The 14,106-nt window shown below is 68.7% G+C and carries 9 protein-coding genes; 3 read left to right on the forward strand and 6 right to left on the reverse strand.

All coding sequences use genetic code 11. From position 1 onward, the window contains the following. Nucleotides 1-19 precede the first annotated feature (19 nt). Nucleotides 20-1,330 (reverse strand): FAD-dependent oxidoreductase, encoded by a 1,311-nt coding sequence (locus QSK35_RS41330; protein ID WP_285753736.1) that lies wholly within the window; start codon nucleotides 1,328-1,330, stop codon nucleotides 20-22. A 100-nt stretch (nucleotides 1,331-1,430) separates the two neighbouring features. On the opposite strand from QSK35_RS41330, the gene QSK35_RS41335 reads away from it, so the two are divergent. Both QSK35_RS41335 and QSK35_RS41340 read left to right on the forward strand, forming a co-directional pair. After that, nucleotides 1,431-3,110 carry a fatty acyl-AMP ligase gene (locus QSK35_RS41335; RefSeq protein ID WP_285753738.1) on the forward strand — a complete coding sequence of 560 codons (1,680 nt, stop codon included), beginning with the start codon at nucleotides 1,431-1,433 and terminating at the stop codon, nucleotides 3,108-3,110. Beyond that, nucleotides 3,107-7,702 carry a cytochrome P450 gene (locus QSK35_RS41340; RefSeq protein WP_285753740.1) on the forward strand — a complete coding sequence of 1,532 codons (4,596 nt, stop codon included), beginning with the start codon at nucleotides 3,107-3,109 and terminating at the stop codon, nucleotides 7,700-7,702. The genes QSK35_RS41335 and QSK35_RS41340 overlap by 4 nt, the downstream gene beginning before the upstream one ends. Here QSK35_RS41340 and QSK35_RS41345 read toward each other — a convergent pair. The 5 genes from QSK35_RS41345 to QSK35_RS41365 form a co-directional block, all read right to left on the reverse strand. Then, nucleotides 7,699-8,352 (reverse strand): response regulator, encoded by a 654-nt coding sequence (locus tag QSK35_RS41345; RefSeq protein ID WP_285753741.1) that lies wholly within the window; start codon nucleotides 8,350-8,352, stop codon nucleotides 7,699-7,701. The two genes, QSK35_RS41340 and QSK35_RS41345, sit on opposite strands and share 4 nt — an antisense overlap. Beyond that, on the reverse strand, nucleotides 8,349-10,904 hold the full coding sequence (locus QSK35_RS41350) for a histidine kinase (protein ID WP_285753743.1): 2,556 nt from the start codon (nucleotides 10,902-10,904) through the stop codon (nucleotides 8,349-8,351). The genes QSK35_RS41345 and QSK35_RS41350 overlap by 4 nt, the downstream gene beginning before the upstream one ends. Nucleotide 10,905: 1 nt before the next feature. After that, nucleotides 10,906-11,124 (reverse strand): hypothetical protein, encoded by a 219-nt coding sequence (locus QSK35_RS41355; RefSeq protein ID WP_285753745.1) that lies wholly within the window; start codon nucleotides 11,122-11,124, stop codon nucleotides 10,906-10,908. Nucleotides 11,125-11,229: 105 nt separating this feature from the next. Beyond that, the gene (locus QSK35_RS41360; RefSeq protein ID WP_285753748.1) at nucleotides 11,230-12,447 is read right to left on the reverse strand and encodes a glutamyl-tRNA reductase; all 1,218 of its coding nucleotides are present in this window, start codon (nucleotides 12,445-12,447) and stop codon (nucleotides 11,230-11,232) included. A gap of 57 nt (nucleotides 12,448-12,504) precedes the next feature. Then, complete coding sequence (locus QSK35_RS41365; protein WP_285753750.1) at nucleotides 12,505-12,972, reverse strand: MarR family winged helix-turn-helix transcriptional regulator; 468 nt, start codon at nucleotides 12,970-12,972, stop codon at nucleotides 12,505-12,507. A 236-nt stretch (nucleotides 12,973-13,208) separates the two neighbouring features. Between QSK35_RS41365 and QSK35_RS41370 the strand changes: the two genes are divergently transcribed. Beyond that, nucleotides 13,209-13,859 carry a DUF4142 domain-containing protein gene (locus tag QSK35_RS41370; RefSeq protein ID WP_285753752.1) on the forward strand — a complete coding sequence of 217 codons (651 nt, stop codon included), beginning with the start codon at nucleotides 13,209-13,211 and terminating at the stop codon, nucleotides 13,857-13,859. Nucleotides 13,860-14,106: the final 247 nt, after the last annotated feature.

The following is a 14,106-nucleotide window of genomic DNA, read 5'->3' on the forward strand; positions in this document are numbered from 1 at the left end:
GAAAGCTCCCCCCATAGCGTTAGCGGCTGAACAGGCCGCGCACGACCGTCGCGACCACCGACGGGTGGAACAGCGTCGCCGGGTGGTCGACCATCTGCGAGACGCGGATGAACCGGCGGTAGACGTGGGCGTTGCCGGGCACCACGTCGAAGAGCCTCCGGCCGTACCAGAGCTGCAGGCGGACCGGCAGCGACAGCTTCTCGTCGCTCCACCCGAGGTCGGTGACGGTCGCGGTCAGCCACGGCACGCCGACCACGCGGGCGAGCCGGCGCTGGAACCGCCGTTCGAACCGTTGCTTGTCCAGCGTCCGGCGCAGGATGTCGGCGCCGAGCGCCGCGAGCGTCATGCCGTGCCCGTACACGGGGTTCATGGTGCACACCGTGTCGCCCAGCGCGATCAGGCCCCGCGGCCAGTTCCGCACCTTGTCGAACCGGTTCCACGAGCTGCCCAGGTTCGCGAACCGGTAGATCGGCGAGGCGGGTTCGGCGTTCTTGACCACGTCCGCCACCTCGCGGCACTCCAGGGTGCCCGCGTACTCGATGAACCCGGCCTCGTCGGTGGGCGCGACGTCGCCGCCGGCACCGAACAGCGTGACGAACCAGCGCCTGCCGTCCACTGTGGAGACCGCGCCGCCGCGTTTGGTCTCCGGCGCGTGGGTGATCTCGTAGATGGTGACCCAGTCGAAGTTCAGCGCGTCGTTCACGTGGTAGAGGCGTGAGGTGTACGCGAGGTGGCCGTCGACCTCCATCCGGGGCGGGCAGTGCACGTCGATGGCCTTGAGCCAGTCGACGAGCCGGCTGGTGCGTCCGGACGCCACGACGACGAGATCCGCGTGGGCTTCGAAGGAGGTCTTGGTGGCGCGGTGCCGCCCGGAGACGCCGACGACGCGGTCGCCGGACGTGACCAGTTCGTCCACCTGGACTCCGTCCACGATGGACACCTGTGGCAGGGCCAGGACGCGGCGGCGGACCGCCTGTTCCAGGGTGATCCGCGTGACGGACTGGACGAGCAGGCCGATCTCATCGCGCGGCGCCCACCCGCGTGGGGCACGGCTCATGAACTCGCTGCCCACGTCCGCGACGACCGCGCCCGCCTCGCCCAGCTCCGCGCGCAGGCCTGGGAACAGGCCTTCCAGTACCTGGGCGCCGCGCGCGAGCAACGCGTGCGGGTGGTGTGCTTGTGGAACGCCGCTGCGGTGCGCGGTGCCGGTCTCGATGCGGTCGCGCTCGACGAGCGTGACGCGGTCGTATCGTTCGGACAGGACTCGGGCCGCGAGCAGTCCGGCGAAGCCCGCCCCGACCACGATCGCGTGCTGGGTGCGCTTTTGCATTCAAACATGTTGTCAGCGGCGCGGATCTGGTCAATTCGATCGTCCCGTTTGGCGGCACGGGGGATGATCCGAGTAGTCCAGCCTCCGTAACTTTCGGTTCGTGACCGATTCCATTCTCGCGTCGTTCCAACGACTTCGCGCCGCCGACCCCGACCGGCGCATGTTCACCTTCGTCGACGACAAGGGCAACGACGAAGCCGCGCTCACGGTGCGTGAACTGGGTGAAGCCGCCGACCGTGTGGTGGAGTCGTTGCGCGCCCGCGGTTTCACGGCCGGTGACCGCGCCCTGCTGGTGTACCCGCCGGGCCTGGACTTCATCGAGGCCTTCCTCGGCTGCCTCGCGGCGGGCGTCATCCCCGTGCCGGTATATCCCCCGAACCCGTTCAAGCTCAAGAAGGACCTGGCCACGTTCACCGCGATCGCGGCCAACTGCCAGGCCCGCGGCGTGCTGACGAACAGTGCGTACGACCGATCCCGCACCGCGGGCTCGGTGACCAGCTTCTTCAGCTCGGACAGCCCGAAGTGGCCCAGCCTGCCGTGGTACCGGACGGACAAGCTCCGCGCGACCGGAGCCGAAGTTGTTTGGTGTCAACCGACTCTCGACACCCCTGCGTTCCTGCAGTACACGTCGGGCTCGACGTCCACGCCGAAGGGCGTGATCATCAGCCACGGCAACCTGGCGTACGAGGTCGTCGCGAACGCCGCGGACCTGGGGCTCGGGCCGGACACGCGCGGCGTGTTCTGGCTCCCGCAGTATCACGACCTCGGCCTGATCAGCGTGATCCTCTCGACCATCGCGGGCAACGGCCGCACGACGCTGATGTCGCCGCTGACCTTCCTGCAGCGGCCCAGCGTGTGGTTCGACGTGATGTCCCGCGTGCGCGCCACGCACACGGCCGCGCCGAACTTCGCGTTCGAGCTCGCGGTGCGCAAGACGACCTCGCAGCAGCGCGCGTCCTGGGACCTGTCGTCGCTGCGGGCGATGATGTCCGCCGCCGAACCCATCCGTCCGGCCACAATGGACGCATTCTTCGCGGCCTTCGACATCCCCAGGGACGTGTTCTTCCCGGCCTACGGCCTCGCCGAGCACAGCGTCAGCGTGTCGATGGGCGGGCGCGCCACGCTGCACGTCGACAAGTCCGCGCTGGAGAGCGGCAAGGTCGTGCCGGACAACACCGGTGTCCCGTACATCGGGTGCGGCCGGATCACCAAGCCCGACACGGTGGTGCGCATCGTCGATCCCTTGTCGCACGTCCTCTGCGGGCCGGACGAGATCGGCGAGATCTGGGTGGACTCGCCCACCAAGGGGCTCGGCTACTGGGGCATGCCGGAGGAGTCCGAGGCGACGTTCCACGCGCGCATCGAAGGCGTGGACGGCGAGTTCCTGCGCACCGGCGACCTCGGCTTCTTCCACGGCGACGAGCTGTTCATCACCGGCCGCAACAAGGACCTGATCATCGTGCGTGGCCGCAACCTGTACCCGGCCGACATCGAGGACAGCGTGCGCGACTGCCACCCGGACATCCGGCCCGGCGGTCTCGCGGCGTTCGCCGTCGACACCGAGGACGGCGAGCAGCTGGTGCTGTTCGTGGAGACCAGGCACGACAAGGCGAACCGCGCCGAGATCGCGGACGTGGTGCGCAGGCGGATCTACGAGGAGCACCAGCTGCGCTGCCACGACGTGGTGGTCGGCCGGCAGGGCATCGTGCGCAAGACGACCAGCGGCAAGGTGCGCCGGCTGGCGTGCAGGCAGGCATATCTGGCTGGGGAGGCGGCATGAGGTTCTCGACCGGACCGGACGACCCGCGGTTCGACGAGGTCGACGACGACTTCCGCGCTGTCATCGACGCGCTCGGACCGCTGGTGGCGGCGTCGAGGGCGACGCGGCGCCGGGTGTTCCACCGCAACGCCACGGGTGCGCGTGGCACGTTGAAGGTCCTCGACTCCCCGGACCTGCCCGCGCACTCCTTCTTCCAGCCGGGCCGCGAGTTCGACGTGATCGCCCGGTACAGCAACAGCATCGAGAACGACGACATCGCGCCCGCGATCCGTGGCATCACGCTGCGGTTCGGCGGGCTCGACCTGTCGTTGAACACCGGTGACCGGTTCTTCGCGCGGTCCGCCGACGTGTTCCACCGGTACTTCGCCGGGCAGGGCGCGGCCCTCGTGGCGGAGGACCCGTCGTTCCGCGACACCGCGTGGAACCTGTACCGGCACGCGACCTCGTACGCCGAGTACCACTACCACTCGCAGGTGCCGAGCGGGTTCACCGCGCTGGACGGCACGCAGTGGCTGATCCGCTACCGCCTCGTGCCGGCCGACGGCACCGGTAATGCTGGGCTGGTCGACCCCGGTGACCGTTTCCTGCCGCCGGAACCGCCCGGCGAGCTGACCCGGTTCGACCCCGAGGACCCGCGTTCGCGCGTGTTCCTGCATGAGGAGCTGCGCTCCCGGCTGTCCCGCTCGTCTGTCGACGCGGTGCTGCAGGTGCAGCTGCACCCGGCAGAAGAGTCCGGTTTGGACTGCACGGTCACCTGGGACTTGCCGTGGCGCGACGTGGCCACCGTGTCGCTCACCGAGATGCTCGCCAACGACGAGATCGAGGAACTGCGGTTCAACCACGCCAACACCCCGCCGGACCTCGGCCTCGTGCTCGCGTCCTCGCCGTACGAGCCCGCATCGCTCAACCACCTGCGCGCGCTCGTCTACCGGTTGACGGCGGCGGCGCGGCTGGGGGAGGAGCCGTCGACGGCGCGGACGGTCGTCGTGATCGGCGCCGGACCGGCCGGCCTGAGCGTCGCGCGCGAGCTGGAGAAAGCCGGGCACCGCGCGATCGTGCTGGAGAAGCTGCCCGCGGTCGGCGGCAAGTGCGAGTCGATCGACATCGACGACCGGGCGTACGACCTCGGCGGACACGTGTGCACCACGCAGTACGAGAACGTGGCGCGCCTGGCCCAGGAACTCGGTGTGCCGACCGAGGACACGACTCCGCACCGGATCTACGACCTCGAGACGGGGGAGTCGCGGCCGCAGAGCACGGAGTTCTTCCAGCGGGAGACGTTCGGCCGCTACCAGGAGCTGCGCGAGCAGGAGTTCCCGCTGATCGCCACGGCGGGTCTCGCGCACTCCGCGCGGGCGCTCGCCGAACCCGTCACGTCCTGGCTGGCCAGGCACGGACTCGAGTCGATGGCCGGGTCGCTCGGCACCGGCTACACCGCGGCCGGCTACGGCTACCTCCAGGGCGACCTGCCCGCGCTGTACTTCGTGAAGTACGCCGAGATGACCGGCCTGCTGTCCGCGAAGCCGTCCCTGCTGGGCCACCCCGGCAGCTTCACCATCGTTGGCGGCTTCAAGGGCCTGTGGGAGAAGGTGGCGGCGGGTCTGTCCGACGTGCGATGCGGCGTGACGATCACATCGATCACGCGGTCGCCGGACGTCGAACGCGGCGGCGTGCGCGTGTCCACTGTGGAGGGAGATGTCGTCGCGGACGACATCGTGCTGACCGTGCCGATCTCCGAGCTCCTGGACGTGCTGGACGCCTCCGAGGAGGAGCGCGACCTCGCCGGCCGCGTGCGGTCGATGGACTACTACACGACCGTCGTGTCGGTCACCGGCCTGCCCGAGTCGGCGTTCTACCTGCTCGACGAGGAGCCGCCCGGCAACGCGGTGTCGTTCCACCACCGGTACCCGGACAGCGACGTCTACGCCGTGTACTCCTACGGCGCTCCGGACCTCGACGGCGACGACGTCATCGCGTGCTTCAGGTCCACTGTGGAGCGACTCGGTGGCACGCTGGGCGAGGTGCACACGCAGCGGCGCTGGAAGTTCCTGCCGTACTTCGGCGGCGACGACATCCGCGACGGCGTGTACGACCGCATCGAGCGGTTGCAGGGGAACAACCACACGTTCCACGCGGGCAGCCTGCCCGCCTACGAGCTGGTCGAGTGCAACGTCGCCTACAGCAAGCAGCTGGTGCGCGAGCACTTCGGTGGCGCCGAGGAGGACGACGTGTTCGGCCACTCGGCCGTCGTCATCGAGGAGGCACCGACCGTGGCCGCCCTGCGGTCGTGGCTCGTCTCGCACATCGCCGAGGAACTGCGCGTCGACACCGTGTCGTCGTCGGCGCGGCTGGACAGCTTCGCGCTGGAGTCGATGTCGGTCGCGGCGCTGCAATCCGGGCTGTCCGACTGGCTCGGCTACCGCATCCCGCACACGTTGTTCCTCGAGCACCCGACGATCGACGCGGTCGCCGAGCACCTGGCGGTGGAGGAATCAGTAGAACAGAAACCTGCCGCGTCCGACTCGTCTTTGCTGCTGGGCCTCACGTCCGCGCGTCCGTTCTTCTGCGTCGGCGGCGCGCTGGGTGCGGCCTACTACCTGCTGAAGCTGGCCCGCGACGTCGGCTCGTCGCGTCCGTTCTACGGTCTGCGCGCACCGGGCTACGACGGCACGGAGGAGCCGCTCGACACGGTGGAGGCGCTTGCCGCGCGGTACGTGCAGGAGATCCGCGTCATCCAGCCGTACGGCCCGTACCTGCTGGGCGGCCACTCGTTCGGCGGCGTCGTGGCCTACGAGATGGGCCGGCAGCTGCGCCTGGCCGGTGAAGAGGTCACGCGGATCGTGCTGCTGGACTCCTACGTCCCGATCGCGGGTCAGGACCTGCCACCGGTCGACGATGCCGCGGCCATCGAGGAACTGCTGACGATGAACCGCCTGGCGTTCTCGTCGGGCGGTCCGGCGGGCGTGGAGATCGACCCGTCACTGGCGATCTCCGAGCAGAAGGAACGCCTCGGCCGGTTCCTCGGCTCCAACGGATCGCTGCCGGTCGACGAGCACATCGGTCACATGCTGCGCGTCTACCAGGCGAACCTGGAGGCGAACGTCAAGTACCAGCCGCTGCCGTCCGATCTGGACGTCACGCTGCTGAAGGCGGCCGACGGCTTCCCGCCGGTGATGCAGCCGCACCGCAACACCGCGTTGCACCTGGACTGCCCGGCGAACGGCTGGGCGAACGTCACAGTTGGCTCACTGTCTGTTGTGGATATTCCCGGCGACCACTTCACGATGTTCGTGGAACCCAACGACATGCTGGTCGCCGACGCCGTGCACTCGTGCATGCTGCACGAACGCCGGGCTGCGAACACGATGGCCGCGCAGGCCATCATGTTCAACCCCGACGACCCGGCGTTCCTGAACGACCCGTACCCGTTCTACCGCGCGTTGCGGGAGACAGCGCCGATGCACTACGAGGACACGCTCGGCGGCCTGGTACTGACCCGGTACGACGACGTGTCGGCGTTGCTGCGCGACCACCGCGTGATCCGGCCGCCGGTGACCGACTACCTGTTCGCCTCGGTGCCGCAGGCACAGCGCGACGAGATGATCGCCTTCGAACGACAGCTGGCGGGCTCGCTCCCGTTCACCAACGCGCCATACCACACTCGGCTGCGTGGCCTGATCGCGAAGGCGTTCACCCCGCGCAAGATCCGCGCGATGCGCGACCGGGTCGGCGAGATCACCGACTCGCTGCTGGACGTCCTGGACGTGTGCGACGGCGGAGACCTGATGTCGATCGTCGCGTACCCGCTGCCGTCCACAGTGGTCATGGAGTTCATCGGCGTGCCGGAACGCGACCACGAACGGATGACGTTCCTGGGCACGGAGATGATGGCGCTGCTGGGTGCCCAGTACGCCAAGGACGCCCCGGCCATCGCCCGGCGCGCCCACGCCGCCATGAACGAGTTCACCGAGTACCTGACCGGACTGATCGGTCAACGCCGGGCGAACCCGCGCGAGGACCTGCTGTCGACGTTGATCAGCGGCGAGCTGACGGACGACGAGGTGATCAACAACTGCATGGCCCTGATCAACGCCGGCCTGGAGACGACGGCCAACTACCTCGGCAACGGCACGCTGGCGTTGCTGCGGCACCCCGAGCAGTTCGCGTTGCTGGGCAACGATCCGCTGCTGGCCGAGTCGGCCGCCGAGGAGCTGCTGCGCTACGACGGCCCGACGCCGATCCTCACGCCGCAGCTGGCCAACGAGGATCTCGAACTCGGCGGCATGCACATCAAGAAGGGCACCATGCTCTACCCGGTCGTGGGTGCGGCGAACCACGACCCGGCCCGGTTCCCGGACCCCGACCGGCTGGACATCACGCGTCAGCCCAACGGTCAGCTGTCGTTCGGGTTCGGCATCCACTTCTGCATCGGCGCGGCGCTGGCCCGCATCGAGGGGCAGGAGTTCTTCACCCGGCTGGCGACCCGGTTCCCGCACCTGCGGCTGGACCCGGACGCGCCCGCCCCGGTGTTCCGCGACGACCCGCTGCTGCGGGGCCTGGAACACCTCCACGTCCGCACGACCCGGCCTTAGGGACCGGTCACCAAGCCCTCGCGAACGGCCCACAGCGCGGCTTGCGTCCGGGACGCCAGCCCCAGCTTGTTCAACACGTTCGAGACGTGTGTCCGCGCTGTCCGTTCCGAGATCACCAACGCATCGGCGATGTCGCGATTGGACTTTCCTTGCGCCACAAGGACAAGGATCTCGCGTTCGCGAGGGGTGAGAGCCGTGGCTGTGCGCTGCGGCGCTACCAGGGACCGCGTCAACGTTCGCGCGACGGCCGGGTCCAGGTGCACCTGACCTCGTTTGGCCGCCCGCACCGCGGCACCGACCTGGTCGGCCTCGGCGTCCTTCAACAGGTACCCGGCGGCGCCGGCCTCGAGCGCCACGTGCACGCGTTCGGCCTCACTGAAGGAGGTCAGCGCGACCACCTCGACCTGCGGGTAGCGCTGCTTGATCGCCTTGGTGGCGCCGATGCCGTCCAGCCGCGGCATCAGGAGGTCCATCAATACGACGTCGGGCAGATCGTCCTGCGCGGCGAGCACGGCCAGTTCGTCCAGCGCGGCCTGACCGTCGGCGGCCTCGCCCTGGACATCGATGTCGTCGAGCATTTCGAAGAACGCTCTCATACCGCGCCGGACGACCGCGTGGTCGTCAACGAGGAACACGCGGATCGGCGTCATCGTGGTTCTCCTATTTGCTGGCCGGGTAGCACCGCGCGAACGGTGGTCGACCCCGTAGTGCTGCTGTTGATGATCAGCTCGCCGCCGATGCGCGCCATGCGTTCCCGCATGCCGTTCAGGCCCATGCCACCAGGGCGGGCGGCGAGCGGGTCGAAACCGTTGCCGTCGTCGATCACCTCGACGACGAGGCCTTCGGGACACTCGTCGAGACGGATCTCGATGCGGCGTGGGCTCGCGTGTTTGACGCTGTTGTGCACGGCTTCCTGCACAACGCGGAAGAGCTCCTCCTCGGCGCGGTCGTCCAGCACCAGCCGGTACATCGGGGCGTCCACGGTGATCTGGAGGTTCTCCCGCGCGGCGATGGCGGCGGACTGTTTGCGGATCGCCTCGGCGAGGCCGTCCTCGTGCAACGCGTCCGGGCGCAGCTGGAACAGCGACGCGCGCATCTCCGCCAGCGCGCCCTGGGTGAGCGAGCGCAGTTCCTTGAGACCGCGGGCGACCGGGCCCTCGGGCGAGCCGCCTTCCTTCTGTACGGCCAGTTCCACCGCGCGGGTATGCAGTGTCATGGAGAACAACGCCTGGGACACGGAGTCGTGCAGCTCGCGGGCAAGGCGATGCCGTTCTTCGAGCGCGGCGACCTGAGATGCCTCGTCGAGCATCTCCATCACTTCTTCGACCCGCAGCTGTTCCTCCCCGGCGACCGACGCCACCATGATCCGGGCCGAAGCGGTGCCGACCGAACCCGCGAGCAACGTCTCGGCGTGGTGTACCAGATCCGGGTCCGCGTCGCCCGTCTCCGGCACCTCAATGCCCCGATCGCGTGCATATGTTTCGAATGCCTGGTCGGTCGCGGTGCGTCCGATCGACCGCCGCAGCACCTCGCGCAGGTCGTCGACGGCCACCCGGCCGCGCCACAGCCGCGGTCCTTCGGGATCCGCCAGCGCGTCGACGAACATCACCGCCTGCGCTTCCTCGCGCCCGCGCGGGCTGCCGAGCAGCGACACGACGACGAAGCCGCCGACGTTGACCAGCATGCTCCAGAACATGCCGTGGCTGATGTTATCCATGCCGGTCACGCCGAAGAGTTGTTCCGGTCGCAGTGCCGCGATGCCGAACGGACCTTCGGTGATGAACGACTTCGGCAGCCAGCCGGACGACGTGAAGTTCGGCAGCAGCAACGTGTAGATCCAGACGGCGAACCCGGCCGACAGACCGGCGAGCGCGCCGTTGCGGGTGGCGCCCTTCCAGAACAGGCCGCCGATGATCGTCGGCGCGAACTGGGCGACCGCCGCGAACGAGATGAGTCCCATCGCGACCAGCGCCGTGCCCTCGCCCGCCAGGCGGAAGTACCCGTAGCCCAGCAGCATCACGATGACGATGCTGACGCGGCGCACACCGAGGATCAGGCCCGCGAGCCGGCGGCGGTACGACCACCGCTTCAGGATCAGCGGCACCACGAGCGAGTTCGAGATCATGGTGCTCAGCGCGACCGTCTCGACGATGATCATGCCGGTGGCCGCGCTCAGGCCGCCGATGAACACCAGCAGTGTCAGCGCTTCCTGGCCCGCGGCCATCGGGACGCCGAGGACGTAGGTGTCGGCGTCGACCGCGCCGCCCAGCCGCAGCATGCCCGCCGCCGCGATCGGCAGCACGAAGATGCTGATCAGGAACATGTACAGCGGCGTCAGCCACATCGCGCGCTTGACGTGGTGCTCGTCGACGTTCTCCACCACCGCGATCTGCCACTGTCTGGGCAGGAACATGATCGCGCACATCGACAGCACGGTCAGCCACACCCACTCACCCGTGTCGTCGCCGAGGGAGAACAACGTGGTCAGGTTCGCCTGCGCCGCTTGCGCGAACAGGTCGCTGAAACCGTTGTACAGACCGAAGGTCACGAACACACCCGCCGCGACGAACGCGATGAGCTTGACGATTGACTCGAACGCGATCGCGCTCACCATGCCCTCGTGCCGCTCGGTGGCGTCGAGGTGCCGGGTGCCGAACACGATCGTGAACCCGGCCAGCAGCAGCGTCACGTACAGCGCGGTGTCCTGCAGCAGCGGCACCTGGCCGAGCTGCGAGGTCGGCGTTATCTCCGGGTGCCTGCGGATGATCTCGAACGTGTTGGAAACCGCTTTCAGCTGCAGCGCGATGTACGGCACGACACCGATCGCCGCGACCACCGCGACGAGCGCGCCGAGCGAGGCGCTCTTGCCGTAGCGCGCGGACACGAAGTCCGCCAACGACGTGATGCGGTTGCGCCGGCTGATCCGGATGATCCGGCGCAGCACCAGCCAGCCGAGCGCGAGCATGATCGTCGGACCGAGGTAGATCGGCAGGAACCCGACACCTGTCGTGGCCGCGCGTCCGACGCTGCCGTAGTACGTCCAACTCGTCGCATAGACAGCGAGTGAGAGCGCGTAGATGGTGCCGCCGCTGATGAGGCTGCGGCCGGCGTCCGCGCGCCGGTCGCCGTAGAAGGCGACGGCGAACAGAACACCCAGATAGGCGACCGAGGCGGTGATGACGAACCAGGTCTGGAGAACCACGTCAGCCCGATCGCCGGACCAGCAGGGCCATGAGCGCGATCAGCAACGCCCATGCGCCGAAGAGGTAGGCCCACACGACCGGGACGTTGAATACCTGGTCACCGCGGTCGAACGCGGTCATCAACGGGGGCAGGAACAACAGGCATCCGAAGATGGCGACGACCACTGTCAGCCCGGTGAACCGGTAGTCGTCCTTGGTCCGCTTCGTGCCGCGTTTCATGTGACCGCTCCGCCGTGCTCGTCACCCCAGGACGGTCCGGAGCGTAGTACGAATGGAGCAGTTCAAGAAGTGGACATGACGATTATTCGCGGAAGTTCGGCCGATTCAGTGTATCTCCAGCGCTCGTTTGATCCCGTCCGGATTGTATTCGGGATCGAACAATTCCCTAATCAACTCTGCGTATCTGTCCCCGTCGGGCCCCGCGGCGAGCTCGCGAACCCGGACCGTTGGCTGGTGCAACAGTTGCCCTACGACACGCCGGACGGTGCGCGCCACGTCCGCGCGCTGCTCATCGGACAGTTCCGGCCTGCGTCTGCGCAACGCCGCCAGCTCCGTGCCGACCAGCTCGTCCGCGCGGGCGTGCAGCGCGGCGACGGTCGGCGCCACCGTCGTTGAGCGCAGCCACTTCAGGAAAGCGCCTACCTCCTCGTTCACCACGGCTTCGGCCTCGGCGATGTCCTCGGTGCCCGAGGCGGATGCGAGCATGCCCAGGTCGATGACCGTCACGCCGGGCACGTCGGCGACGGCGGGGGAGACGTCGCGCGGCACGGCGAGGTCCAGGATCAGCAACGGCTTGCGCGGCGCGCTCGTGATCACCTCGCCCGGCGCGGACGTCGCGGAGATGACGACGTCGACACTTCCCAGGGCCTCGTGCAGTCGTGCCAACGAAATCGGCGTCGCGTCGTAGTCCTGCGCGATCTTGTCCGGTGACCGGCCGGCGACAGTGAGATCGTGGACACCGGCGCGCCGCAGCGTCGCGAGCGCGAGCCGGCCCATCGCGCCGGTGCCGACGACGAGTCCTTTCCGCGGCACGATTCCCGTCCGCGCGAGCCCGAGCTCCAGCGCGGCGGTGACGGTGTTGCGTCCCGCGTCGTCGATGCGCGTCTCGGTGCGGACCCGCTTGCCTGCTTTGAGTGCGTGCTGGACCAGCTCGTGCAACGTCCGTCCGGCGTTTTCGGCGCTGCCGTAGGCGTCGCGCAGCTGACCGAGGATCTGCTGCTCGCCGACGACCATCGAGTCCAGTCCCGCCGCGACGCGGAAGACGTGCCGCACGGCCTCGTCGTCGTAACGGACGTTGAGGTGCGGCGCGAGGTCGTGGATGTCCACACCGGCCTTGGCGGCGAGCAGGCCGCCGATCTCGGCCAGCGCGCCGTGGAACCCGGACACGGCCGCGTAGACCTCGACCCGGTTGCACGTCGACAGCACCATCGCCTCGCGGACCGCATTCCCCAGCTGCTTCGCGTCCTCGGCCCGCAGCGCGACCCGCTCCAGCAGGGACATCGGTGCCGTGCGGTGCGAGATGCCGACGACGAGCAGGTTCATGCGGGCGAGTGTCCGGCCTCCCGGTTACGCGGGGCCACCGGCGTCCCGCCCAACGGGCTACACCCAGCTGTAGTCGTCGCTAGGCGGCTCGCCACCCGCCTCGGTGAACGCCACGAGCGCGTTGACCAGTCCACGCCGCTTGGACTCGGGCATCCGCGCGACGATCTTGCTGATCTCGGTCCGCCGCTTGCGCAGCACCCCGCGCACAACCTTCTGCCCCGCGGCGGTCAGCTCGATGACCACCTCGCGCCGCGACGTGGGGTTGGGCTGCCGCGCGACCATGTCCGCCGCGATCAGCCGGTCCACCATGCGGGTCGCCGTCGAGGGGTTCACCGCGAGCACGTCCGCGAGCCCCGTCAGCTTCATCGCGCCTCTGCTGTCCAGCACCACGAGCAGCCGGAACTGCGGCAGCGTGATCGTCTCCTCGACCGAGGCGAGGGACCGTGCGGAGATCGCCATCAGCAACCGGGAGGCGGTCAGCACCGCGTCGGTGAGGGCGTCGACGTCGCTGGCGGATCGAGTCACCACAACAGCCTACCCGGATCACGAAACAATAACGGTTGCACTGTGCAACGGTCACGGCCCGCCGCGCAGCCCGTATCCCCCGGTGTTCTCGTACGAAGGGAGACCAGGTGTTCACCCGCCTAGTCATCGCGGTACTGGCGATGCTGTGCTCGTTCACCCCGGCGGCGGTCGCTCAGCCGCTAGGTCCGGACTTCGTCCAGACGGCGTGGGGCCCGATGGGTCCCGCGGGGCGCGACATGCTGGTCAAGGTGCGCCTGGCCGGACTGTGGGAGGGCCCGGCGGGACGCCTGGGCCTGGAGAAGTCGAACAGCCCGCTGGTGAAGGATGCCGGACGTCACCTGATCGAGGGGCACACCGAACTGGACGCCACGGTTCAGGAACTGGGGCGCATGCTCAACGTGGAGCTGCCCACCGAGCCCAATGAGGATCAGAAGGGCTGGCTCGGCGAGCTGAACGCCGCCGCGCCCGGCAGCGCCGAGTTCGACCGCGTCTTCGCCAACCGACTGCGCGCCGCGCACGGCACGGTCTTCAAGTTTCTGGCCGACGTGCGCACTGGTACGCGCAACACGTTGATCCGGGACTTCGCTCGGCGGTGCATGGAGGTTGTGCTCGACCACATCACGGTCGTCGAGAAAACCGGCATGGTGGACTTCGGCGACACCACGGCGATTCCGGTGGCGAAGGTGGCTGCCAAGGGTCTTGCTGGGAACGTGCCGCGGGTGGCGGCTTCCAACTTTCCCTCGATCCCGGATCCTCAGGAACCCTATCGGCGGCGCACCGGTTCGACCTCGGACACGTTGCTGGGGGTGCTGGTTGTGGTGGCCGTGGCGTTTGGCGTGGTCCTGTGGAGTGGTGGCGGGCGGCGGAGTGGGCGACGGAGGGTGTGAGTCACGCGGCGGCTTGCGTGGTGGGTTGGGAGTGCGACGCGGTGGCTTTCGTAGCGCGCCTTCGGCGCCTTGGGGGCTCCGCCCCCTAAGAACCCCTGGCTCAGCTCAAAGAGGGGCCCAGCCGTGGTGTCGTTTCGTAGTGGGTTGCGTTGGGGTGGTGTGCCCCTCCCGTCGCATCGCACCTGAGGCAGCCGCATCCGAGACCCCAGGTCAAGCGAAAAGCGTGCTTGACCTGGGGTCTCGGATG

It is taken from the genome of Lentzea sp. NBRC 105346, assembly GCF_030269605.1.
Lineage (GTDB): Bacteria > Actinomycetota > Actinomycetes > Mycobacteriales > Pseudonocardiaceae > Lentzea.

What these genes read in the sequence shown, in the direction of transcription:
- QSK35_RS41330 (WP_285753736.1), bottom strand. Translation starts at nt 1,330, where the DNA reads ATGCAAAAGCGCACCCAGCACGCGATCGTGGTCGGGGCGGGCTTCGCC.
- QSK35_RS41340 (WP_285753740.1), top strand. Translation starts at nt 3,107, where the DNA reads ATGAGGTTCTCGACCGGACCGGACGACCCGCGGTTCGACGAGGTCGAC.
- QSK35_RS41345 (WP_285753741.1), bottom strand. Translation starts at nt 8,352, where the DNA reads ATGACGCCGATCCGCGTGTTCCTCGTTGACGACCACGCGGTCGTCCGG.
- QSK35_RS41355 (WP_285753745.1), bottom strand. Translation starts at nt 11,124, where the DNA reads ATGAAACGCGGCACGAAGCGGACCAAGGACGACTACCGGTTCACCGGG.
- QSK35_RS41360 (WP_285753748.1), bottom strand. Translation starts at nt 12,447, where the DNA reads ATGAACCTGCTCGTCGTCGGCATCTCGCACCGCACGGCACCGATGTCC.
- QSK35_RS41370 (WP_285753752.1), top strand. Translation starts at nt 13,209, where the DNA reads ATGCTGGTCAAGGTGCGCCTGGCCGGACTGTGGGAGGGCCCGGCGGGA.